General features: G+C 51.5%; 22 protein-coding genes and 1 tRNA gene. 12 read left to right on the plus strand and 11 right to left on the minus strand.

What is annotated here, in order from left to right:
* Positions 1–6 precede the first annotated feature (6 nt).
* Positions 7–3,360: a miniconductance mechanosensitive channel MscM gene (mscM, locus tag Z042_RS01580; protein WP_024910575.1), complete on the plus strand. Its 3,354-nt coding sequence runs from the start codon at positions 7–9 to the stop codon at positions 3,358–3,360.
* Between the two features lie 50 nt (positions 3,361–3,410).
* Here mscM and epmA read toward each other — a convergent pair whose 3' ends face one another.
* Positions 3,411–4,388 (minus strand): elongation factor P--(R)-beta-lysine ligase, encoded by a 978-nt coding sequence (gene epmA, locus Z042_RS01585; protein WP_024910574.1) that lies wholly within the window; start codon positions 4,386–4,388, stop codon positions 3,411–3,413.
* 396 nt (positions 4,389–4,784) lie between these two features.
* Here epmA and frdA point away from each other — a divergent pair, with 396 nt between their 5' ends.
* From frdA to frdD, 4 genes are read left to right on the plus strand one after another with little or no spacing between them, the layout of a single operon-like run.
* Entirely contained in the window at positions 4,785–6,581 is a 1,797-nt protein-coding gene (gene frdA, locus Z042_RS01590) for a fumarate reductase (quinol) flavoprotein subunit (protein WP_024910573.1), read from the plus strand.
* A complete protein-coding gene (locus Z042_RS01595; RefSeq protein ID WP_024910572.1) occupies positions 6,574–7,308 on the plus strand; it encodes a succinate dehydrogenase/fumarate reductase iron-sulfur subunit in 735 nt (244 codons plus the stop codon). Before frdA ends, Z042_RS01595 begins: the two co-directional genes overlap by 8 nt.
* Positions 7,309–7,324: 16 nt before the next feature.
* Positions 7,325–7,717: a fumarate reductase subunit FrdC gene (gene frdC / locus Z042_RS01600; RefSeq protein WP_024910571.1), complete on the plus strand. Its 393-nt coding sequence runs from the start codon at positions 7,325–7,327 to the stop codon at positions 7,715–7,717.
* 12 nt (positions 7,718–7,729) lie between these two features.
* On the plus strand, positions 7,730–8,089 hold the full coding sequence (gene frdD / locus Z042_RS01605) for a fumarate reductase subunit FrdD (protein WP_024910570.1): 360 nt from the start codon (positions 7,730–7,732) through the stop codon (positions 8,087–8,089).
* A gap of 57 nt (positions 8,090–8,146) precedes the next feature.
* Here frdD and sugE read toward each other — a convergent pair whose 3' ends face one another.
* The 5 genes from sugE to efp form a co-directional block, all read right to left on the minus strand.
* A complete protein-coding gene (sugE, locus tag Z042_RS01610; protein WP_024910569.1) occupies positions 8,147–8,464 on the minus strand; it encodes a quaternary ammonium compound efflux SMR transporter SugE in 318 nt (105 codons plus the stop codon).
* Between the two features lie 132 nt (positions 8,465–8,596).
* Complete coding sequence (locus tag Z042_RS01615) at positions 8,597–9,208, minus strand: DUF3313 family protein (protein ID WP_024910568.1); 612 nt, start codon at positions 9,206–9,208, stop codon at positions 8,597–8,599.
* Positions 9,209–9,237: 29 nt separating this feature from the next.
* Positions 9,238–9,879, minus strand: coding sequence for a TetR/AcrR family transcriptional regulator (locus tag Z042_RS01620; RefSeq protein WP_024910567.1), 642 nt, complete (start codon positions 9,877–9,879; stop codon positions 9,238–9,240).
* Positions 9,880–11,058 (minus strand): Acg family FMN-binding oxidoreductase, encoded by a 1,179-nt coding sequence (locus Z042_RS01625; protein ID WP_024910566.1) that lies wholly within the window; start codon positions 11,056–11,058, stop codon positions 9,880–9,882.
* Positions 11,059–11,304: 246 nt separating this feature from the next.
* Positions 11,305–11,871, minus strand: coding sequence for an elongation factor P (efp, locus tag Z042_RS01630; RefSeq protein WP_024910565.1), 567 nt, complete (start codon positions 11,869–11,871; stop codon positions 11,305–11,307).
* A gap of 41 nt (positions 11,872–11,912) precedes the next feature.
* Here efp and epmB point away from each other — a divergent pair, with 41 nt between their 5' ends.
* Positions 11,913–12,941 (plus strand): EF-P beta-lysylation protein EpmB, encoded by a 1,029-nt coding sequence (epmB, locus tag Z042_RS01635; RefSeq protein WP_024910564.1) that lies wholly within the window; start codon positions 11,913–11,915, stop codon positions 12,939–12,941.
* Positions 12,942–13,013: 72 nt separating this feature from the next.
* Here the strand turns inward: epmB and Z042_RS01640 are convergent, their stop codons facing one another.
* The 5 genes from Z042_RS01640 to Z042_RS01660 form a co-directional block, all read right to left on the minus strand.
* Complete coding sequence (locus Z042_RS01640; protein ID WP_024910563.1) at positions 13,014–13,358, minus strand: DUF4156 domain-containing protein; 345 nt, start codon at positions 13,356–13,358, stop codon at positions 13,014–13,016.
* Between the two features lie 325 nt (positions 13,359–13,683).
* Positions 13,684–15,312, minus strand: a complete 1,629-nt coding sequence (locus tag Z042_RS01645; protein WP_024910562.1) for a methyl-accepting chemotaxis protein — start codon at positions 15,310–15,312, stop codon at positions 13,684–13,686.
* Positions 15,313–15,570: 258 nt separating this feature from the next.
* Positions 15,571–17,214 carry a chaperonin GroEL gene (gene groL, locus Z042_RS01650; protein WP_024910561.1) on the minus strand — a complete coding sequence of 548 codons (1,644 nt, stop codon included), beginning with the start codon at positions 17,212–17,214 and terminating at the stop codon, positions 15,571–15,573.
* Positions 17,215–17,258: 44 nt separating this feature from the next.
* Positions 17,259–17,555, minus strand: a complete 297-nt coding sequence (locus tag Z042_RS01655; protein ID WP_024910560.1) for a co-chaperone GroES — start codon at positions 17,553–17,555, stop codon at positions 17,259–17,261.
* 198 nt (positions 17,556–17,753) lie between these two features.
* Positions 17,754–18,248, minus strand: coding sequence for an FxsA family protein (locus Z042_RS01660; protein WP_024910559.1), 495 nt, complete (start codon positions 18,246–18,248; stop codon positions 17,754–17,756).
* Positions 18,249–18,597: 349 nt separating this feature from the next.
* On the opposite strand from Z042_RS01660, the gene aspA reads away from it, so the two are divergent.
* The 6 genes from aspA to Z042_RS01690 all read left to right on the plus strand — a co-directional run bounded on the left by aspA (position 18,598) and on the right by Z042_RS01690 (position 24,617).
* The gene (gene aspA / locus Z042_RS01665) at positions 18,598–20,034 is read left to right on the plus strand and encodes an aspartate ammonia-lyase (protein ID WP_024910558.1); all 1,437 of its coding nucleotides are present in this window, start codon (positions 18,598–18,600) and stop codon (positions 20,032–20,034) included.
* Between the two features lie 215 nt (positions 20,035–20,249).
* Positions 20,250–21,551 (plus strand): anaerobic C4-dicarboxylate transporter, encoded by a 1,302-nt coding sequence (locus Z042_RS01670; protein WP_024910557.1) that lies wholly within the window; start codon positions 20,250–20,252, stop codon positions 21,549–21,551.
* A gap of 126 nt (positions 21,552–21,677) precedes the next feature.
* The gene (gene cutA / locus Z042_RS01675) at positions 21,678–22,001 is read left to right on the plus strand and encodes a divalent cation tolerance protein CutA (protein ID WP_024910556.1); all 324 of its coding nucleotides are present in this window, start codon (positions 21,678–21,680) and stop codon (positions 21,999–22,001) included.
* Positions 21,977–23,698, plus strand: coding sequence for a protein-disulfide reductase DsbD (locus Z042_RS01680; RefSeq protein WP_024910555.1), 1,722 nt, complete (start codon positions 21,977–21,979; stop codon positions 23,696–23,698). The genes cutA and Z042_RS01680 overlap by 25 nt, the downstream gene beginning before the upstream one ends.
* A 136-nt stretch (positions 23,699–23,834) precedes the next feature.
* Positions 23,835–24,410, plus strand: a complete 576-nt coding sequence (locus tag Z042_RS01685) for a transcriptional regulator (protein ID WP_024910554.1) — start codon at positions 23,835–23,837, stop codon at positions 24,408–24,410.
* 131 nt (positions 24,411–24,541) lie between these two features.
* Positions 24,542–24,617, plus strand: a tRNA-Phe gene (locus Z042_RS01690).
* The last annotated feature ends 35 nt before the right edge of the window (positions 24,618–24,652 follow it).

The raw sequence follows: 24,652 nt of genomic DNA on the forward strand, positions 1-24,652 counted from the left end.
GACGTTGTGCGCCTGATTATCACGTTATTGCTCAGTATATTACTGATTCAACCGGTCTTGGCCGTCACCCTACCCAGCGAGTCACAGCTCAGGCAGGATTTGAAACAGGCTGAGGACAACAAAAACGCACCCAATCAGGTGGAAACGGTTGAGGCGTTGCAAAACGCCCTTAACTGGCTTGCCGAACGCAAGCAGTCGAAGAATACTGCCGAACAGTACCAAAAGGTCATCGATGGCTTTCCCAAGATGGCGCAGGATTTGCGCCGCCAACTGAGTACTGAGGAAGCCAAAACTTTGCCGAATGGTGACAACCTGCCAGCAAACGATCTGGAACAACTGATTCTGCAAACCAGCAGCCAACTGCTGGAACAATCGCGCCTGTTGCAACAGGAGCAAGAGCGTTCGCGTGAAATCAGCGATTCACTAAGCCAATTACCGCAACAGCAGACCGAAGCCCGCCGCGCGTTGACAGAAGTACAGCGTCGTTTGCAAGCACAAAGCAACGCCCAAACCACACCTTTGACACTGGCGCAACTGGCCTTGCTGCAAACAGAAGCAGCGGCTCGCAAGGCCAAAGTGGATGAGCTCGAGTTGGCACAGCTTTCGGCCAACAATCGCCAGGAACTGGCGCGGATGCGCGCCGATGTGTATAAAACGCGCCACGAAAAGATTGATGCTCAATTACAGGCATTGCGGAACAACCTGAACAGCCAACGCCAGCGCGAAGCCGAACGCGCGTTGGAAAAAACCGAACAGTTGGCAGAGCAGAACAGCGATTTGCCAAAAAGCATTAATCAGCAGTTGCAAATAAACCGCGAACTTTCTACTGCCCTGAACAATCAGGCGCAACAGATGGATTTAATTTCTTCTCAGCAACGCCAGGCCGCTGCGCAAACCCTGCAAGTACGCCAGGCACTGAGTACCATTATCGAGCAGGCACAATGGTTGGGTGCTTCTTCTGCCTTGGGAGAAACGCTCCGGGCACAGATCGCCACGCTGCCAGATATGCCAAAGCCGCAGCAGCTAGACAGCGCGATGGCCGAACTGCGCGTACAACGCCTGCGTTTCGAAAGCCAATTAGAAAATCTGTCGCAACAGGCCAAAGAACTTAAACAGGATGACGGTTCTCCGCTGACCACCGCCCAGCAACGCATTGTTGATGCCCAGATCCGCACTCAGCGCGATCTGCTCAATTCACTGCTTTCCGGCTGTGATACCCAAATTCTTGAACTGACCAAGCTGAAAGTCGCCAACACCCAATTGGTTGAGGCGCTAAATGAAATCCGCGACGCCACCCACCGCTATCTGTTCTGGGTGCCTGACATCAGCCCGATCACCCTGTCTTATCCACTGAATGTGGCACAAGATCTGACCCGCATGCTGTCGCTGGATACCCTGACACAGCTCAGCAACGCCTTCATAATGATGGTCACCAGCCGGGAAACGCTGATGCCGATTTTCGGGGCCTTGTTGCTGGTGATTTTCAGCATCAGTTCACGCAAGCACTACCATGCATTTCTGGCACGTGCCAGCAGCCGGGTGGGTAAAGTCACGCAGGATGAATTTACCCTGACGTTGCGCACCGTGTTCTGGTCGATTCTGGTGGCATTACCCCTGCCGGTGCTGTGGGCCGCGCTGGGTTTTGGTTTGCAAAACGCTTGGCCCTACCCGGTAGCCGTAGCGATTGGCGATGGTGTCACCGCCACCCTGCCAGTATTGTGGATCTGCATGATCAGCGCAGCCTTCGCTCATCCGCAAGGGTTGTTTATTGTGCATTTCCGCTGGCCGGTGCAGCAGGTTTCCCGCGCCATGCGTTATTACAAAATGTCGATCTGGCTGATAGTGCCGCTGATTATGGCGCTGATCACTTTTGACAACCTTGACGATCGCGAGTTTTCCAATACTCTCGGCCGCCTGTGTTTCATTTTGCTGTGCCTGGCATTGAGTCTGGTCACTAACAGCCTGAAACGTGCCGGTATCCCACTGTATCTGGATAAGAACGGTTCAGGCGCTAACCTGATCAATACCGCGCTTTGGGGTTTATTGCTTTCAGCCCCCCTGGTTGCCGCACTGGCTTCAACGATGGGTTACCTGACAACCTCGCAGAAATTGTTGGCAAGGCTGGAAACCTCGGTCGCCATCTGGTTCCTGATGTTGGTGGTGTACCATATTATTCACCGTTGGATGCTGATTCAGCGCCGGCGTATTGCTTTTGACCGCGCCAAACAACGCCGCGCCGATATTCTGGCCCAGCGTGCCAAGGGCGAAGAAGATACACCGCATACCCCTAATAGCACGGAAGGCTCCGTGGAGATCGATGACACTGAGATCGATCTTGATGTGATCAGTGCACAATCTTTGCGGCTGGTACGATCGATCCTGACCATGATCGCGCTGGTTTCGGTCATTGCCCTGTGGTCTGAGATCCATTCCGCTTTTGGCTTTCTGGAAAATATTACGCTGTGGGATGTCACTTCAAGGGTAAACGGGGTTGACGTCGTCCAACCCATCACTATGGGCGCATTACTGATCGCCATTCTGGTATTGATCGTGACGATGCAGTTAGTGCGTAACCTGCCAGCCCTGTTGGAACTGGCCATTTTGCAGCACCTGGATTTAACCCCCGGTACCAGCTACGCGATTACCACCATTACCAAATACCTGTTGCTGCTGTTTGGTGCGATCCTCAGCTTCGCCTGGATCGGCATTGAATGGTCGAAACTGCAATGGGTTGTGACCGCGCTCAGCGTGGGTTTGGGCTTCGGGATGCAGGAGATCTTTTCCAACTTTATCTCTGGCCTGATCATTCTGTTTGAAAAACCGATCCGCATTGGCGATACCGTGACGATCCGTAACCTTACTGGCAACGTGACCAAGATCAATACCCGCGCCACGACGATTTCGGACTGGGATCGTAAAGAGATCATCGTGCCCAACAAGGCATTTATCACTGAGCAATTTATCAACTGGTCGTTGTCGGATACGTTGACCCGTGTAGTGCTCACCGTACCAGCACCCGCAGAAGCCAACAGTGAAGAGGTGACACAGATTCTTACTCATGCCGCCGAACGCTGCACGCTGGTACTGGATACCCCGGCACCGGAAGTGTATCTGGTTGATCTACAACAAGGTATTCAGATATTCGAATTGCGTATCTACGCCGCTGAAATGGGCCACCGTATGCCAATACGCCATGAGATCCACCAGTTGATTCTGGCGGGTTATCGCGAGCACGGCATTACTCTGCCGTATCCGCCGTTCCAGGTACGCTCTGAAACCCTGTCGCGGATCACCAATAATGGCCGCACGCCACCTTCAACCCCTGCGCCAAAACACCGGCGCGAATCAGGGGGTTTATAAACGCTAAAAGGGTTTGGCAAATGCCAAACCCTTTTTTCTTCGCAAAGATATCAAGCACGGCCAAACGAGAATGCAATCACATCGTTCAGGCTTTCTGCTCCCAGCGCCAGCATCACCAGGCGATCAACCCCCAGCGCGACGCCCGCACACTCTGGCATGCCGTGTTGCAGCGCATCCAACAGCTTGCTGTCAATTGGGTGCAACGGCAAACCACGTGCAGCGCGTTTACGGTTATCCTGCTCAAAGCGCTGCCGTTGCTCGTTACTGTCGGTCAGTTCACGGAAGCCGTTCGCCAGCTCAATGCCTTTGAAATAAACCTCGAAACGCTCCGCCACGCGGTGATCCTCGGTGCTGATTTCCGCCAGTGAAGCCTGGGAAGCCGGGAAATGGTATACAAACGCGGGTCTGTCACGGCCGATATGTGGCTCTACCCCTGCGCTAAACAACAATTGCAGCAAGGTATCACGATCTTCTTCGGCATCTGCGATATTGCTCAAATCAAGCTTGGCCGCCGCTTCACGCAATTGTGCTTTTTCCGCAGAAAGCGGATCGATATCCAAGTGGCGCAAGAATGCCTGCTGGTAGGATAACGTTTCGGCGCTGTCGCAATCCAACACCTGCTGTAACAGATCGTCCACTTCATTCATCAGGCGGTACATATCATAGTGCAGCCGATACCACTCCAGCATGGTAAATTCAGGATTGTGATGCCTACCCGCCTCTTCGTTACGGAAACTGCGCCCCAGTTGGTAAATCGGGCCGCTTCCCGCCGCTAACAGGCGTTTCATGTGGTATTCTGGGCTGGTCATCATGTACAACGTTAAGCCGTCTGCGGCCCCAGGACCAACAAAATGCGTCTGAAATGGGAACAGGTGGATATCGGTCACTGTCGCCTGGCTCAACGCTGGCGTTTCAACTTCCAATACGCCACGATCGGCAAAGAAGCGCCGGATTTCAGCTAAGATCGCGGCGCGTTTCAATAAATTGGCGATAGGGGCACTTGGCTGCCAGCTTGCCGTTTCGCTCATGGTCATTACTCCGAAATCAAACAAGAGATGCAGTCTACCCGCAGACTGCTATACGAACAAACTCTTAGCTACCGTGCTGTGCCTTTTAAAATCATGGGAAACTGATTAACCCTATAAACCACCAGTAATCTGGCAAATAGAAGTTAAAGGGGAGCCAGCCTGTTATTTTTGCAGGAATGCCTCTCGCTCAATACCTAAAAGGCAAAACAATCGATCACATCAAATTTCTGCTATATAAGTTTAGGTATAGTGATACCCCTATGTTTGATAGGAGTTATCTATCCTCAATGTTTAATCAACATGACCTGCTCCACCAACCAACACCTAAAAAGCTCTTATAAATATTAAGTATAGATATTTAATTTTTCGTTTTAACCAAAATATTGGAGGAATGCAGTGCAAACCTTTAACGCCGACCTAGCCATTATTGGTGCCGGGGGAGCAGGCTTACGAGCAGCAATCGCCGCAGCAGAAGCCAACCCTCAACTGAAAATCGCGCTGATATCAAAAGTTTACCCGATGCGCAGCCATACGGTAGCCGCTGAAGGAGGCTCCGCCGCCGTCACCCAAGCACACGACAGCTACGACTACCACTTCCATGACACCGTTGCCGGGGGCGATTGGTTATGCGAACAGGATGTCGTCGATCACTTCGTCCATAGTTGCCCACGTGAAATGACCCAGCTTGAGCAATGGGGCTGCCCATGGAGCCGCAGGCCGGATGGTTCGGTTAACGTGCGCCGCTTTGGCGGCATGAAGATTGAACGCACCTGGTTTGCTGCCGATAAAACCGGCTTCCACATGCTGCATACGCTGTTCCAGACCTCACTGAAATATCCACAGATACAACGCTTTGATGAGCACTTTGTGCTGGATATCCTGGTGGATGGCGGCCAGGCGCGTGGTTTGGTCGCGATGAATATGATGGAAGGCACCCGCGTGCAGATCCGCGCCAACGCGGTGATTATGGCAACCGGTGGTGCAGGCCGCGTTTACCGTTATAACACCAACGGTGGGATTGTGACCGGCGATGGCATGGGGATGGCTTTTCACCATGGCGTACCACTGCGTGACATGGAGTTTGTGCAGTATCACCCAACCGGCTTGCCCGGTTCTGGCATCCTGATGACCGAAGGCTGCCGTGGTGAAGGCGGTATTCTGGTCAACAAAGACGGCTATCGTTATCTGCAAGATTACGGCATGGGCCCGGAAACCCCGCTTGGCGAGCCCAAGAATAAATATATGGAGCTGGGCCCGCGTGACAAAGTATCGCAGGCTTTCTGGCATGAATGGCGCGCAGGCCGTACAGTCCCTACACCGCGTGGTGACGTGGTGTATCTGGATTTGCGCCATCTGGGTGAGAAGAAACTGCTGGAACGCTTGCCGTTCATCTGCGAACTGTCAAAAGCCTATGTGGGCGTTGATCCGGTTAAAGAACCTATCCCAGTGCGCCCAACCGCCCACTACACCATGGGCGGTATCGAAACCGATCAGCACTGCGAAACGCGCATTAAGGGATTGTTCGCCGTCGGTGAATGTTCTTCGGTTGGCCTGCATGGCGCGAACCGCTTGGGATCTAACTCTCTGGCAGAATTGGTGGTCTTTGGCCGCGTAGCCGGTGAACATGCCGCACGCTACGCACTGGAAAGTACCCCAGCCAACGGCAGCGTGCTTGATGCACAGGGCCGTGATGTGGAAAACCGCCTCAGCAACCTGATGAAACAGGAAGGCAACGAGAGTTGGGCGAAAATCCGTGACGAAATGGGTCTGTCGATGGAAGAAGGTTGCGGCATCTACCGCACACCGGAACTGATGCAGAAAACCATCGATAAACTGGCGGAACTAAAAGAGCGCTTCAAACACGTCAAAATCACCGACAATACCAACGTGTTCAATACCGATCTGTTGTACACCATTGAGCTGGGTTACGGCCTGGACGTGGCCGAATGTATGGCACATTCCGCCTTCAATCGTAAAGAATCACGCGGTGCACACCAACGCCTGGATGAAGGTTGTACCGAACGTGACGATGTAAACTTCCTGAAACATACGCTGGCGTTCCATAACCCACATGGCGCACCTCGTCTGGAGTACAGCGACGTGAAGATAACCAAACTGCCACCGGCCAAACGTGTTTACGGTGCCGAAGCCGAAGCACAGGAGAAAAAGGATAAGGAGCAGGCGAATGGCTGAGATGAAAAACCTGAAAATCGAAGTGATGCGTTACAACCCAGAACAGGATGCTGAGCCACATTTCGAAACCTACAGCGTGCCTTACGATGAGCAAACGTCGTTACTGGACGCATTAGGTTATATCAAAGATAACCTGGCGCCAGACCTCTCCTACCGCTGGTCCTGCCGTATGGCTATTTGCGGTTCATGCGGCATGATGGTCAACCGGGTACCGAAACTGGCCTGTAAAACCTTCCTGCGTGAATATACCGAAGGCATGAGGGTTGAGGCACTGGGTAACTTCCCCATCGAACGCGATCTGGTGGTCGACATGACCCACTTTATCGAAAGCCTGGAAGCCATTAAACCCTACATCATCGGTAACAACCGCAAACCGGAAGATGGCCCGAACGTACAAACTCCGGCCCAGATGGCGAAATATCACCAGTTCTCTGGCTGTATCAACTGTGGTCTGTGCTACGCCGCTTGCCCGCAGTTTGGTCTTAACCCGGAATTTATCGGCCCGGCAGCAATCACGCTGGCACACCGTTACAATCTGGACAACCGCGATCACGGCAAGAAACAGCGTATGCCGCAGCTCAACGGCCAGAACGGTGTCTGGTCCTGTACCTTTGTTGGCTACTGCTCTGAAGTCTGCCCGAAACACGTCGATCCGGCCGCTGCTATCCAGCAGGGCAAGGTCGACAGTGCCAAGGACTTTATGATCGCCATGTTGAAACCGCAATAAGGGAGAGCAGACAGCAATGACAACACAACGTAAGCCTTATGTGCGCACCATGACGCCGACCTGGTGGCAAAAGCTCGGTTTCTACCGTTTCTACATGCTGCGTGAAGGCACATCCGTGCCCGCCGTCTGGTTTAGTATTGTACTGATTTATGGCGTTTTTTCCCTGAAAGGGGGCCCTGAAAGCTGGGCTGGGTTTGTTGGTTTCCTGCAAAACCCACTGGTGCTGCTGATTAACCTCATTGCTCTGATTGCAGCAGCATTGCACACCAAAACCTGGTTCGATCTGGCCCCCAAAGCCGCCAATATCGTGGTAAACAGCGAGAAAATGGGGCCAGGGCCGATCGTTAAGGCGCTGTGGGCAGTGACGGTGGTCGTCACCCTGATCATTCTCGCCATCGCGCTACTGTAACCCGGAGGAAACATGATAAATCAAGCACCTAAACGCTCTGATGAGCCGGTTTTCTGGGGATTATTTGGCGCAGGCGGTATGTGGGGGGCCATAGTCGCACCCGCTATTGTGCTGCTGGTGGGTATTATGCTGCCCCTGGGTCTGTACCCTGGAGAAGCGCTGGGCTATGAGCGCGTTTTAGCGTTTTGCCAGAGTCTGATTGGCCGACTGTTCCTGCTGCTGATGATTATTCTGCCATTATGGTGTGGGCTGCACCGCATCCATCATGCCATGCATGATCTGAAAATCCATGTGCCTGCGGGCAAATGGGTGTTCTATGGCCTGGCAGCAATCCTCAGCGTTGTAACGCTGATCGGCGTCGTAACCTTGTAAAACCTCTGGCGGCCAGCGCCCGTTGGCCGCCCATTTCATTCTTGATCATCCCCCACTTCAGTGACTGCTGAATTTCAGCCCTAAAATACCGGCGACGATCAAACATAAACTGAGAATACGCATAATATTGGTCGATTCACCAAGCAACAGCATCCCCATCACCGCAGCACCTACCGCCCCGATCCCGGTCCATACCGCGTAAGCAGTACCAGCCGGCAATGTTTTCATCGCGTTAGCCAGTAATAGCATACTGACCACCATGGCTGCGATGGTGATAAGACTTGGGGTCAAACGGGTAAAACCATGCGTATATTTCAGGCCAACAGCCCAAACGACCTCAAGCAGGCCAGCAAAAATCAAAATAATCCACGCCATGAACAGGCTCCAGGACAGGTGGGGTCGTCCCCATACTACAGACGCGCAGGTGGGTCGTCCCACCTGGCTGAGTGAAGAAACTGATTATATACCAAAGCATTTTAAAAAGGGCGTTTCATATGGCGCATCAGCCTAGGTTTTGGCGGTTTTATCGGCCATACACACTGGCCAATTACCCCACTGCCTTGCCCAGTCTGACAATGCATCATTCAGCCTCCCATAGCGGGAAAAACTTTCTGAGATATTCAGCACGCTCCCACTGATACGTTCAATACGCACGACCTGAACCTGCCCAGCGTTATCGCGGAAGGTGGTTTTCATCGTTAATGCACCACTATCCAGCGGAACCAGTAAGACAATGGCTGACAACACATTTAATGTAGGGTCAACCGGCTGGATATCATAAAGTTCAATCTCCATACGTAACCCTTTATTTTGTGAGCCTTTTAGCTGTAACGCCAAATGTTGAGCCAGTGCTTGATTCAATACCGCAGACTCACTCATCTCTCTTTTATCGTTGGCTGTGGAGCTACGTACCGTGACATCACCGAGGATTAATCCATCATATTGGCCCACGTCAAAATCAGGGTGAACGGCCATAATCAAAGCGCGGTCTTGCTGAATAACTCTCAGGTTTTCCTGCTCTTTAACAGAGTGATAGGAGGATTCTGGCAGTTTGGCACACCCCGTCAGCATGAGGATAAACAACAATGAACTTATTATTGCGGCTTTTAAATCTTTCATTACATATTCCCTTAAGATATAGAAAAGATTCATTCCTCTTCCTGATGAGCCATGCGCGCGCACAACCAAGCCAGGCTTTTTTTGATCTCCATCCAGCCATCATCCTCTTGAATAGCCATGCCACTGAAAACGGCGGTCTTGCGCGCCCGCAGCAGCAAATACTGTATGCCAGCAACCAAGAGAGAAATATTGATATTCCAGTTCGATGTGATGAGTCGATCACCGGCAAGGCGCTGTGCGAGATCTTGCCCCCATTTCTCACGCGCGGCATCCAATGTTGCCGTGAGTTCGTTAGGGGCGGTGATTTCCATCGCCAGGATTTCCAACGTAAGCGGGCGGGTGCGTAGAACATCAATAAAACGCTCGAAAAATAGTTGTAAGCGTTGCGCAGGAGGCAAGGGTTCCAGCTCAAGTCCTTCCAGTAACTGATCCACTGAAGGCCAAAAATTCCCAGACAGACCAAAAGATTCCAGTAACTGTGGCAGGCCACCAAAGTATCTGTAAATCAAAACCTTATCGACATTGGCTTCATGCGCAATGGCATTCACGCCGATGCCAGTAAATCCCTCTCGCGCCAGAACGCGCGCTACAGCCGCCAAAATATCTGTTTCTGTTTGCTGGCGGTTACGCCCGCGCTTGGTTACCACAGGGTGATTTTGCTTTGCCATCATTTATTCCTGAATGAAATCGTTGAGCCTGCGACGTGGTGCAGCGGAAACAGATGCGGCATAGCCGATCCGCACCAGCATTTGAAGGTGATACTGGTTCGGATCGAATCCAACCTTGGCATAGAACTCTTTCCGGTGGGGCTGCATCTGCGGGGCTTCGCTAAGCAGGTAGGACATCGGTTGCATAGCGATGCCATAAAGTGCGGCGGCCAATTGCAGGCGCACAAAGGCACGCCCTACGGCAATCTGTTGCGCATAGCTGTTCCCTTGGCTATACAACCATATCCACCCCGCCGCAGTCTGAGCTTGTTCTTCCCCCGTTGCTATCATATCGAGCATCAGAGCAGAATCCGGTTCAGGGACGCGATCGCGCGGAAACAGACCGAAAATAGCCGCCATTTCAGGCAGAAAACCAGAAACGGCAATACCATCGCGGTGTGCCTCAATCTCCTTGCGTCCCACTCTGGTGAGCCGTAAAGACTCCAAAACGGCATCGTTATTACTCATTTCAGTGCGCCAGGCATTGGCAGCCAGGTGATTGATTTTTTTCACTAACGAAGGTTCTACACAACCTGCGGCATGGATGCCATGAGTATTCGCCACTCCCCGCAGCGCACGCAAAATATCCTCTGATACTGCACGTTGCAATTCGTAAGGACGCCGGTTGGTACGCCTTTGCTCAACCATTGAGAACAGAGGGTCCGGTAAAGGGGGTTGGGACAGCGGGATTATGCGTATCCAAGCGATAACCGACGCAATGGGCATCAATTGTGGCTCATCCCCATCAGGGAACAAGATTATCTCACATTGGTTGCCATTGGCTTGTACCGCCATGGACAACACTTCCAAAAAACATCCTAGTGAAATCAGCGTCTCTCTAGCATAAGGATCGGCCACCGGCAGCAAGCGTTCAGGATCAGCACGGAGTGTCATGCTGTCCTTTGAACCGCGCAAATCAATCAGCCAAGGCTGTAAATTATGTGAGCTTGGAGCCAATGCCGCTTTTTTCAATAAATGTTTGCGTAAATCTCCGTCGGCTTCCCCCTTAAAGTGTACCTGCTCATCATTTTCAGCCTCAAAATGGCAACCCGTCAGTAAACCTGCCGATACGATAACAGCACCACCACCAATAATACGAATACAAGCACGCCTCTGCTGCTGAAAGGAATCGCCGTTCTTCATGAAATTAAATCCCTCTAATTGTCACCGAATAGTGACAACATTAAGTCACCAAATGGTGACAATCAAGAGAATTTTTGCACCGTAAGAAAAAAAGTGGCTTTAGGTTATTGAGGCGAATTTATTACCGTAGCACCAGCATGGTTTACCTGGTGGCAAGCACAAAGACAAAAGAGGGAGGGAAAATCCGAGAAGCCACAGACCGTGGCTTCTCAAGGTACAAGGGAGACTATTTGTCTGCCCTTCACATTATTTTACGCGAGAAACATATTCGCCAGAGCGGGTGTCGACTTTAATCACTTCACCAATCTGCACGAACAGTGGCACTTTCACCACAGCACCAGTGCTCAGTGTTGCTGGTTTACCACCGGTACCTGCGGTATCACCTTTCAGCCCTGGATCGGTCTCAACCACTTCCAGCTCAACGAAATTCGGCGGAGTCACAGCAATAGGTTGGCCGTTCCACAGAGTCACAATGCACTCAGCCTGATCCAGCATCCACTTGGCATTCTCGCCAATCGCTTTCTCGTCGGCGGCCAGTTGCTCGAAGGTTTCGTTGTTCATGAAGTGGTAGAACTCACCGTCGTTGTACAGGTAAGTCAGGTTCATATCCACCACATCGGCGCCTTCAGCGGAGTCGGTAGATTTAAAAGTTTTTTCGACGCGGGTGCCCGTCAGCAAACGGCGCATTTTTACACGGGCGAAAGCCTGGCCTTTGCCGGGTTTTACAAATTCGCTGGATTCGACGGCGTAAGGTTCGCCCTCGAACATGATTTTAAGACCCGGACGGAAATCGTTGCTAGAATAAGTCGCCATAATGGCCCTCTGAATATTTAAACTGGTAGCTTAGCCAAAAAATGGCACACATTGTAACCCGAAACACGGCGGATAGAGAAGGTTGGTTGCATCAACTCGCCGATGTTATTACCGATCCTGATGAATTACTCCAGCTTCTGGCACTGAATACGCACCCGGAATTACCCCAGGGGCGCGATGCTCGCCGTCTGTTTGCCCTGCGCGTACCCCGCGCCTTTGCCGCGCGCATGCAGCCTGGTGATGCCAACGATCCGTTGCTGCTGCAAGTACTGACCAGCAGCGACGAATTTATCCAGACCCCAGGATTCACCACCGATCCGTTGGATGAACAGCGCAGCGTGGTGCCGGGCTTGCTGCATAAGTATCGCAACCGTGCACTACTGTTAGTCAAAGGTGGCTGTGCGGTCAATTGCCGTTACTGTTTCCGCCGCCATTTCCCTTATCAAGACAATCAGGGTAACAAAGCAAACTGGCAGCAGGCACTGGAATATATCCGCCAGCACCCTGAATTGGATGAGATTATTTTCTCTGGTGGTGACCCGCTGATGGCCAAAGATCACGAACTGAGTTGGCTGATTGACGAGTTGGAAACCATCCCTCATCTGAAACGCCTGCGCATTCATACCCGCTTGCCCGTGGTGATTCCAGCCCGTATTACCCGCGAACTTTGCCAGCGGTTATCGGCATCGCGTTTGCAGGTACTGATGGTGACACACATCAACCACGCCAATGAAATCGATCAGGAACTGCGCACCAGCATGGCACAGCTACGCAGTGCCGGGGTTACTCTACTAAATCAGAGCGTGTTATTACGCGGTATCAATGATCATGCTGATACGCTAGCCACGCTGAGCAATGCGCTGTTTGATGCCGGGATTTTGCCCTACTACATTCACGTGCTGGACAGAGTACAGGGTGCCGCCCATTTTATGGTTAGCGACGATGAAGCACGTTTCATTATGAAAGGCCTGTTGAGCAAGGTTTCAGGCTACCTGGTACCACGATTAGCACGAGAGATTGGCGGTGAGCCAAGCAAAACGCCGTTAGACCTGCGCCTGATGGCAGATTAATGCACGACGCAAAAGCAAAAAGAGGAATGCCGGAGCCTTCCTCTTTATACTACTCGAACCACGAAATCAGCCTTATGGGCACTTATAAACCTGCCCCACCATTTTGCTGTCGAGTGGCGCAAAACTTGAAAACATATTCTGGCTTGGGCTGTTTGCACCGTAAATGACGTTCCCGCCCATTGCCGCAGCCTTGTTGCGCAGATCGTTTGCAGCACCACGCACGGAGCTGCCTTCGCCACCGTTACCCGAGAACCAATTGCTCTGAGTACCCGTGACCTCTCCCATCAACTGGCATTCTGCCGCCGGTTTGGTATCAGTGAATTTAACCTGCTGACCTGCCGCAGTCAGTTCATTGGTGCTGCTGCAACCTGCCAACAGCAACGCTGCCGATAGGCCCAGTAAGGCTTTAATCCGCATCTTGTTCCCCCATATGACGTTGAGAATTACGCAAACGCTTATCAGAAAATCGCTCTGCCCAAAGTACCTGCCATTACAGACAACAGGTAGTACACCGGCATATCACACTAGGATGTACCGCAGTTCCCAGCCGCTTAAAGCACGAAAAGTGTATTGCTTAGGCATTCTATTACCCCAGGTATCTGGCCAATGCCTTAAGCGACGACTGATGGGGGATCAGTGTACACGGTAAATCCGTTTGAGCGGCAAAAATATCATTAAATACAATACGGCAGCGTTCGCAAAATCGTCACCCACCTTAAAGCATAGCTGTAGTAAACCAGCGTTAGACCCAATCGGCTTCCAGTGCTTCTTTGGATTGAGTGGAGCGCGCTGCTGCCGACAGTCGGCTTCCCAACAGTTGGAACACCGACACCGCCTGGGCCAGCACAATGGCCTGTTCTTCGACACTGGCCGCCGTGGTCGCGACTTGCTCCACCAGCGCCGCATTCTGTTGCGTTACCTGATCCATCTGGGTAATGGCAATACCAACCTGCACCACTCCTTTACTTTGCTCCTCAGAAGCACAGGAAATATTTTCCATGATCACCGTTGCTTTATCCACCGAGCTCACAATATCTGCCATGGTATTACCTGCTTTTTCAACCAGGTGCACACCTTCTGCAATATCACTGGCTACGCCGTTCACCAGGGTACTGATCTCTTTCGCCGACAGCGCACAACGCTGCGCCAGATTACGCACTTCGCCCGCCACCACGGCAAAACCGCGCCCTTGCTCCCCTGCACGCGCAGCCTCCACCGCAGCATTCAACGCCAGTATGTTGGTTTGAAAAGCAATACTGTCAATAACGTTGATAATATCACCCACTTTCTGTGCGCTACTGCTGATCACCTGCATTTTGCTGACCACGTTGCCCATGATTTCGCCACCTTCCCGGGCAATGTTGGCTGTTTGGTTAATCATGCTGGAAGCCTGATTGGCGTTATCCGCGTTTTGTTGCACCGTAGCCGTGATCTGTTCCATGCTGGCAGCGGTTTCAGTTAAAGCACTGGCCTGTTCCTCAGTGCGGCTTGAAAGATCGGTATTACCCGCTGCGATCTCTTGCGTACCCAGATTAATGGATTCAACACCATCACGAACCTGCTGCACCGTTGCCGTCAGTTCGTGTTGCATTTTTTGCAGGCTGGCAAAAAGCTGGCCGATTTCATTGGTACTTTTGACTTCAATTACCTCACGCAGATCGCCCCCGCCGATTTTTTGCAGATGCTCAGACACCTGCCGGAGTGGCTGTATCAAACGGTTGCGAAAACCGCGATGGACCCATAGAAACAGTATTGAAATCACCACCAACGTCCCTGCCAGTAAACGGATGAACAGTTGTTGGTTTCGTTCCGCATTGCTGAGCGCTTCACGGTGATTAGTTTGCGTGATAGCCATATAGTCTGTGAAATGACGATCCAGGTTTTGCCGCGCCTGTTGTTTTTCTGCGCCTAATTGACGTAATGCATCAAGTAATGCTGCCGCAGGGGTGGTTTCCACCAGCACCATTTCACGTTTCAATACGTTTTGCTGGGCCAAATAGATTTTCTTCATCGTTTCACCCAATTCCGGCCTGGCAGCAGTCACACCTGGAATATCCAAAAACAGCTCAAATTCACGCTCGGCAAGGCTTAATTCACTACGCGCTTCTGCCAAACCCTGTTTAACATCGGCCTGTTCGGCGTTTATCGTTAACCCAAGCACCAGATTATCGATCAACATCTGGGTTTGTAGCAGAGCCTGCCAGCTTCGGTTAAGCGCGGCTTCCTCCTCCGACAGTATCCCCATAGTACGGATACTTTGACCGCTCTGATTGATAAAATAAAAAGCAATAGAACTGGTTCCCATCGGCATTAATCCCAGTAACACCAGGATAAACATCAGCCAAGTGGCTATTTTCATATTCTTCAGCATGCGTCCTCTCCACTGACATAGGGCATAAAAGAAATAGCTCTTTTATCGATATGGTTAATATCGGTCTGGCAGAGAAAGTATTTATGTCAAAAAGAAAATAAACCGTTACGCCCTTCCTACCGCACGTTGCAGGTGCGTTGGCGCGCGAATGACGCCAGAGAGCAAATGGCTTAATGAGAGTTATTGAGGATTGAGAGATAAAAAAACCCCAGCCATGTTATTGGCCGGGGTTTTTAACACACAAAAGTGTGGGGAGGGTTACATCATACCGCCCATGCCACCCATGCCGCCCATGCCTGCTGCGCCCATGTCAGCTTTATCTTCTTTCGGCAGGTCAGTGATCATGCATTCGGTGGTGATCATCAGGCCAGCCACAGAAGCCGCGTACTGCAAAGCAGAACGGGTTACTTTGGTTGGGTCCAGGATGCCCATCGCGATCATATCGCCATATTCTTCAGTGTAGGCGTTGTAACCGTAGTTGCTTTCACCCGCTTTCACGTTGTTAGCAATCACAGAAGCTTCTTCACCTGCGTTGATAACGATCTGACGCAGTGGTGATTCCATCGCACGCAGCGCTACCTTGATTCCTACGCTCTGATCTTCGTTGTCGCCTTTCAGGTTAGCGATCTTACCCGCTACGCGGATCAGCGCCACGCCACCACCAGCAACCACGCCTTCTTCAACCGCAGCACGGGTTGCGTGCAGGGCATCTTCAACGCGGGCTTTCTTCTCTTTCATTTCAACTTCAGTGGCTGCGCCAACTTTGATAACGGCAACGCCGCCAGCCAGTTTAGCAACACGCTCCTGAAGTTTTTCACGATCGTAGTCAGAAGTTGCTTCTTCGATCTGCTGACGAATCTGAACAACACGGCCCTGAATGGTCTTTTCGTCGCCCACGCCATCAATAATGATGGTGGTGTCTTTGTTGATCACCACGCGTTTGGCCTGGCCCAAGTCTTCCAGAGTGGCTTTTTCCAGCTCCAGACCGATCTCTTCAGAGATCACCGTACCGGCCGTCAAAGTAGCGATGTCTTGCAGCATGGCTTTACGGCGATCGCCGAAACCAGGTGCTTTAACCGCAGCCACTTTCACAATGCCGCGCATGGTGTTAACCACCAGAGTCGCCAGCGCTTCGCCTTCAACATCTTCAGCGATGATCAGCAGCGGTTTGCCTGCTTTAGCAACGGCTTCCAGCACTGGCAGCATTTCGCGGATGTTGGAGATTTTTTTGTCAGCCAGCAGGATGAACGGGCTTTCCAGCTCAACAGAACCGGTTTCTGGCTTGTTGATGAAGTAAGGAGACAGGTAGCCGCGATCGAACTGCATACCTTCAACTACGTCCAGCTCGTCTTGCAGGCCGGTGCCTTCTTCAACGGTGATAACGCCTTCTTTACCCACTTTTTCCATCGCTTCTGCAATCAGTTTACCCACGGTTTCGTCGGAGTTTGCAGAGATGGTGCCTACCTGTGCGATTGCTTTGGAATCAGAGCAAGGTACGGACAGTTTTTTCAGTTCTTCCACCGCGGCGATAACGGCTTTATCGATACCGCGCTTCAGGTCCATCGGGTTCATACCGGCAGCCACTGCTTTCAGGCCTTCGGTGATAATGGATTGAGCCAATACGGTGGCAGTGGTGGTGCCGTCACCCGCAGCGTCGTTCGCTTTAGAGGCAACTTCTTTCACCATTTGCGCACCCATGTTCTCAAACTTGTCTTCCAGTTCGATTTCACGGGCTACGGATACGCCATCTTTGGTAATGGCTGGAGCGCCGAAGGATTTATCCAGCACTACGTTACGGCCTTTCGGGCCCAGGGTTACTTTTACTGCATCAGCAAGCACATTCACACCGCGGAGCATCTTCACGCGAGCATCATTGCCAAATTTTACGTCTTTAGCTGCCATTGGTATTTCCCTTCAACTCGTTCAGTTCAGAAAGATATAAAGCGTTATTTCGCTTCCACAATTGCCAGAATGTCGCTTTCAGACATGATCAACACTTCATCATTGTCGATCTTCTCTACTTTCACGCCGTAACCGTCGTTGAAAATTACGATATCACCTACTTTCACATCCAGCGGTTGAATGCTGCCGCTTTCCAGAACACGTCCTTTACCAACGGCTACTACTTCACCACGAGTAGATTTACCCGCCGCAGAGCCAGTCAGAACGATGCCGCCAGCAGATTTTGATTCAACTTCTTTACGCTTGACGATAACGCGGTCATGCAATGGACGAATACTCATTGAACGCTCTCCTGTAAGAAGGTCTCTATCAGATTTAGGGTTGTTCACCGGACATCATACCGGCCTCGTGGAATTTAAGATGGGGGCATTCCAGCTATCTTCAAGGGGTAAAATCAAAAAAAATTTCTTTTTGAAGGAGAAATGGTTAACCCTGCTGGCAGAGACGCGGCCATATGGCCGCGTCTCTGAAAGGAATTATTAACGATCATTGCGCTTTTCACGCTCGTCCTGTGGCTGATCCAGAGTATGGCGATCATCGTCTTTACGCTGGAATTCACCTTCAAAGGTATTGCCATTGGCCGCACCACCACCGTTCTGGCCCCAGCCCCTGGAGCGATAGACGGAAAGATGTGGCATCAGCTTTAGCGTCAGAGTTTTTTGTACCGGCGGCAGCAGTAGCAGCAATCCCAGGAAATCGGTGAAAAAACCCGGCAACAGCAGCAAGAACCCCGCCAGTACCAACGAAACGCTTTTTATCATTTCCGCTGCCGGGCTTTCGCCCGCAGCCAATTTTTGCTGCATCTGCATAAACGTTTTCACTCCCTGATTCCGCACCAGAGAAACGCCCACGCAGGAGGTAAATACCACCAGCAGCAGAGTTGTTGCCACACCAAGCACGGCAGCAACTTTAATAAATAACAAGATTTCTATATAGGCCAGCAGAAATAACAATAATAACGGTAACCAGCGCACCAGTTTCTCCTCTCAGTAGAGTCGGCATATCCACCCGGTGGTGCATACACAAAAATGGAACCTGCAATAGGTTAACCCTCTTTAGAATGGAGGTTACCAAGGGTTATTTCAACCTGACAAATCTTTCATTGCTAAAGTCACTAAGCGTGAAACAGTTCACATAATTCAAAAGCTATGGTTTTCTTAAATGCCAGATAGTGATCTGCGTTCATTCATTTATTACTAGGCAGCATATGATCTGGGCAGCAACAATCGTGGCGGTCAATACTTCCACACTTGAAGCTCTCGGCAATATAATTTCTTTAGTCTGGTAACTTATTAATTCGGCAGCAACATAGAGAAGGTTCTCATGTCAAACAACATTCGTATCGAAGAAGACCTGTTAGGTACACGTGAAGTCCCCGCAGAAGCCTACTATGGTATTCATACTCTGCGTGCGATTGAAAACTTCTATATCAGCAACAGTAAAATCAGTGATGTTCCTGAGTTTGTCCGTGGCATGGTCATGGTGAAAAAAGCGGCGGCAATGGCTAACAAAGAGTTGAAAACTATTCCACGCAAAATCGCCGATACCATCATCCAGGCTTGCGACGAAGTGCTGGATAAAGGCAAGTGTATGGATCAATTCCCGGTGGATGTGTTTCAAGGGGGGGCAGGTACCTCACTGAACATGAATACCAACGAAGTGCTGGCGAATATTGGCCTGGAACTGATGGGCCACCAGAAAGGTGAATATCAGTACCTGAATCCAAATGATCATCTCAACAAATGTCAGTCTACCAACGATGCCTACCCTACTGGCTTTCGCATCGCGGTATACGCCTCTAACCAGAAGCTGATCGATGCCATCAACCAATTGCGTGAAGGCTTTGACCGCAAATCCCAAGAATTCGCTACCATCCTGAAAATGGGCCGCACCCAGTTGCAGGATGCGGTTCCTATGACGCTGGGCCAGGAGTTCCGTGCCTTCAGCGTGCTGCTGAATGAAGAAACCCGCAACCTGCATCGCACAGCGGAGTTGTTGTTGGAGGTGAACCTGGGGGCCACGGCAATTGGTACTGCGCTGAACACCCCGGAAGGCTACCCAAACCTGGCAGTACAGAAGCTGGCAGAAGTCAGTAATTTACCCGTTCTCCCTGCTGAAGACCTGATCGAAGCAACTTCTGACTGCGGTGCCTATGTGATGGTGCATGGTGCATTGAAACGCCTGGCGGTGAAGCTTTCCAAGATCTGTAACGACCTGCGTTTGCTGTCTTCTGGCCCGCGCGCTGGCTTGAATGAAATCAATCTGCCAGAATTACAGGCTGGTTCTTCCATCATGCCTGCCAAAGTGAACCCGGTGATCCCAGAAGTGGTGAACCAGGTCTGCTTTAAAGTGATCGGTAATGATACTTGCGTTACCATGGCGGCTGAAGCGGGCCAGTTGCAGTTGAACGTGATGGAGCCGGTGATTGGCCAGGCGATGTTTGAATCCATTCACATCCTGACAAACGCCTGCTATAACCTATTGGAAAAATGCATTAATGGTATTACCGCCAATAAAGAAGTGTGTGAGCACTACGTGTTCAACTCTATCGGTATCGTGACTTATCTGAACCCGTTCATTGGCCACCACAACGGTGACATTGTCGGCAAGATTTGTGCTGAAACCGGTAAGAGCGTGCGCGAGGTGGTGCTGGAACGCGGGTTGCTGACCGCAGCCGAACTGGATGACATCTTCTCAGTGGAGAACTTGATGCACCCAGCCTATAAAGCGAAACGTTATACCGATGAAAATGAACAATAACAGACACATCCGGTAGCCTGAAAGGCACGCTCATCCCTTTGGATAGCGTGCCTTTTTACTTTCTGGCTCCTACAACTTTTTAACTTTTTTTTTTCATCTTCCTAAAATACCTGGAGTAGCAGGCCAACGGTAAGAGGCAGTCCAAAGGGCTAAATCACGCAGCCAGCAGCTTCAAGTAGCAAGGGGATAAATCTTCATTTTAAGGGGTAAACACTATGTTAGCCGTAGAGTTAGTGATCGTTCTACTCGCCATCTTTTTAGGGGCCAGATTAGGAGGCATCGGGATCGGCTTCGCCGGGGGTCTTGGGGTATTGGTATTGGCAATGATTGGCGTCAAACCTGGCAGTATTCCCTTCGATGTTATCTCCATCATTATGGCAGTCATCGCCGCTATCGCCGCCATGCAGGTTGCCGGAGGTATGGATTATCTGGTGCAGCAAACTGAAAAGCTGCTGCGGAAAAACCCAAAATACATCACCATTCTGGCCCCGATCGTCACCTATTTTCTGACCATCTTTGCCGGTACTGGTAATATTTCCCTTTCCGCGCTGCCCGTTATTGCCGAAGTCGCCAAGGAACAGGGCATCAAACCTTGCCGCCCACTGTCTACCGCCGTGGTTTCTGCACAGATCGCCATTACCGCTTCGCCAATCTCCGCAGCGGTGGTCTATATGTCTTCAGTCATGGAAGGCCACGGCGTCAGCTATCTACACATGCTGATGGTGGTGATCCCTTCCACCTTCCTCGCCGTGTTATTGATGTCGCTGTTAGTGACCTGGTTGTTTGACTCCAAACTGACCGATGACCCTGTCTATCAAAAACGTTTTGAAGAAGGCTTGATTACCCTGCGCGGTGATCAGGTTCTGGAGATCAAAGCCGGTGCAAAAACCTCTGTACTGTTGTTCCTGGCAGGAGTGCTGTGCGTGGTGGCTTATGCCATTATCAACAGCCCAAGTATGGGGTTGGTCGCCACACCGTTGATGAACACCACCAACGCCATTCTGATCATCATGCTGAGCGTGGCTACTTTGACCACCATTCTGTGCCGTGTTGATACAGATATGGTGCTGAACTCCAGCACCTTCAAAGCCGGGATGAGCGCCTGTATCTGTATTCTGGGTGTTGCCTGGTTGGGTGATACCTTCGTGCAGGCCAATATCGATTGGATCAAAGAAACCGCAGGCACCGTGATCCAATCACACCCTTGGCTGCTGGCGGTGATCTTCTTCTTCTGTTCAGCGCTGTTGTACTCTCAGGCCGCTACCGCCAAAGCGTTAATGCCAATGGCATTGGCTCTGAACGTTACCCCGCTGACAGCCATCGCCTCCTTTGCTGCCGTTTCCGGTCTGTTCATTCTGCCAACCTACCCAACGCTGGTAGCGGCGGTGCAGATGGATGATACCGGCACCACGCGCATCGGGCGCTTTGTGTTTAACCACCCGTTTTTCATTCCCGGCACCATGGGCGTGCTATTCGCGGTGATATTCGGCTTCCTGCTGGGCGGCATGATTCTGTGATCCTCAGGCGGGGTTACGGCCCCGCTTTTCGCCTTTCATTTTCTCTCCGTTGATAAACTCGCCTTCTAGCCAACCTTGCTTCAAGGTATAGTGCCTTGCTGATAACCTGGTTGAGAGGGATTGAAGATGTCTGATAGTGAAGCTGTCGTCATACTCTGTACCACACCCGACGAGGCAACCGCCCAAGAACTGGCGGCGCATGTCCTGGGGGAAAAACTGGCCGCCTGCGCCACATTGTTGCCCGGTGCATCTTCGCTGTATTACTGGGAAGGAAAACTGCAACAGGAATACGAAGTTCAGATGCTGCTCAAAAGTGACCGCCAGCATCAGCAAGCTTTGCTCGCTTACCTGAAACAACACCACCCGCATCAAACCCCTGAACTGTTAGTGCTGCCGGTGATGACTGGAGATAAAGACTACCTGTCATGGATCAACGCCTCATTAAACTGATATTGCTGCTTTGCAGTCTGTTCTTCCTGCCGCAAACGCTACAGGCCTCGCTGTTCGGCCAAAGCGGTAGTAATGCGTTTGTGCCTGTCGATCAGGCATTTGCCTTCGATTTTAAACAACAAGACCGCCAACTAACCCTGAACTGGCAGATCCGCCCAGGCTATTATCTGTATCGTCAGCAGATCAAACTGATTCCGCAACAAGCGACTCTCGGCAAGTTTGAATTACCCGCCGGGCTGAACCACCAAGATGAATTCTTTGGTGAAACAGCGATTTTCAAGCAGCAATTGACGCTGAACATTCCGCTCTTGCAAGCAGACGCCAACGCCAGCCTGAGCGTGACCTATCAGGGCTGCGCCGCAGCCGGTTTCTGCTATCCGCCGGAAACGCGTGTTATCCCACTGGATGCGGTAACTGCCGCCGCTGTTGAACCCACGGCACCCGTTACTCCTGCTGAAACGCCGCCAGCTCACCTGCCATTTTCACCGCTGTGGGCTTTGCTGATCGGGGTCGGTATTGCGTTCACCCCCTGTGTCTTGCCAATGTATCCGCTGATTTCCGGCATTATTCTTGGCCGGGAACGGCCACACAGCAACGGGCGCATTCTGGTGCTGGCAGTCGTCTATGTACAGGGCATGGCGCTGACCTACACCTTACTCGGCCTGGTGGTGGCCGCCGCCGGGTTGCAGTTTCAGGCTGCGCTGCAACACCCTTACGTGCTGATCGGGCTGTCGGTACTGTTTGCCGCCTTGGCTTTATCCATGTTTGGTTGTTATTCCCTGCAACTCCCCTCCGCGCTGCAAACGCGGCTGGCAAACTGGAGCAATACTCAGCAAGGGGGCTCTCTGGCAGGCGTATTTGTGATGGGTGGATTGGCTGGGCTGATTTGTTCTCCCTGCACCACCGCCCCACTCAGCGCTATCCTGCTGTACATCGCCCAGAGCGGCAATATGTGGGCCGGTGGCGGCACCTTGTATCTGTACGCCTTGGGCATGGGCATTCCGCTGGTGATCGTAACGCTGTTTGGTAATCGCCTGCTGCCACGTAGCGGCCCATGGATGCAATACGTCAAAGAAGCCTTTGGTTTCGTGATTTTAGCACTGCCGGTGTTCCTGCTTGAACGAGTGTTCGGCGATATCTGGGGTCTACGGCTGTGGAGCCTGCTTGGCATTGCTTTCTTAGGCTGGGCATTCGTGTTAAGCCTGAAATCCTCCCATGGGGCAGTGCGTATCATACAGTTATTGCTACTGGCAGCGTTGGTGATCGCCGCCCGCCCACTACAGGATTGGGTATTTGGCCAGCCTGCATCGCAGCAGGCCACTCAGTCGCACCTGAACTTCACTCGCATTAATAATATTGAACAACTTAATGTTGAGCTACGGCAGGCACAGGGAAAACCAGTTATGCTGGATCTGTATGCAGATTGGTGTGTCGCCTGCAAAGAGTTTGAAAAATACACGTTCAGCGATCCAGCAGTGCAAGCACAATTGGCCGATACCTTGCTGTTGCAGGCTGACGTGACCGCCAATAACGCCGAACAGGTGGCCTTACTCAAACATTTACAGGTGCTGGGCCTGCCCACCATTCTGTTCTTTAACCAGGCAGGTGAAGAAGTGTCGGATGCTCGCGTGACGGGGTTTATGGATGCGTCGGCGTTCAGCGCGCATTTGCAGCAAACTGGGTTTGCACCACAATAGTTATACTCTACCCAGGAGCTGACATTAAAATTTAAACGCTGCTTGCAACGGCCCGACCCACAGACGGGGCAATGTATCTGCAACTTGCAGTATGACGGGTAGAAAGGTTAAGCACATTTTTTGGGAGGAAGCATAAGTGCAACGTGAACACGTTTTAGATACAGCCTTGGAGCTGTTAGAAAAACAGGGCTTAGCGACCACCACATTGGAAATGCTGGCAGAAAAGCTGGGTATACAACTCAGTGCGATGAGACCGTTCTGGCCGGATCGTGAAGCGTTGCTATATGACTGCCTGCGCTATCACAGCCAACAGATTGATACTTGGCGCCGCCAGTTACTGATTGATGAAACGCTGAACCCGCAGCAGAAGCTGTTGGCACGTTACGATGTTCTAACCGAGCACGTGCAGAATGAGCGTTATCCCGGCTGCCTGTTTATCGCTGCCTGCAGTTTCTTCCCCGCCACCGATCACCCAATCCATCAACTGGCTGAACAACAGAAGCAGGCTTCGTTAGATTTCACCCGTAATCTGCTGCGCGAAATGGAAACCGAAGACGCCGACACGGTGGCACAGCAAATGGAGTTAGTGCAGGAAGGCTGCCTGAGCAAACTGCTGATAAAACGGCAATTACAGGATGTTTCACTCGCCAAACAGTTGGCAGAGGATATTTTGAAAATCGCTCAATGCCGCAAATACGGTGCTCTAAGCTAAGCAAATGGCACGCTCTTATCTTTATCACCCGGTGCTATTTGCCTGAAAAGCCAGCAATTGATGCTGTTTTCATGTTTTTTGCCACAAAGCCGTTGACGCCGCACGGCCAATACGGTTTAATGCGCCCCGTTGCCCGGATAGCTCAGTCGGTAGAGCAGGGGATTGAAAATCCCCGTGTCCTTGGTTCGATTCCGAGTCCGGGCACCATCAAATTCAGAAGCACTTGTCAATTCTTCAGGATG

Origin of the sequence: Chania multitudinisentens RB-25, from assembly GCF_000520015.2 — a bacterium.
Lineage (GTDB): Bacteria > Pseudomonadota > Gammaproteobacteria > Enterobacterales > Enterobacteriaceae > Chania > Chania multitudinisentens.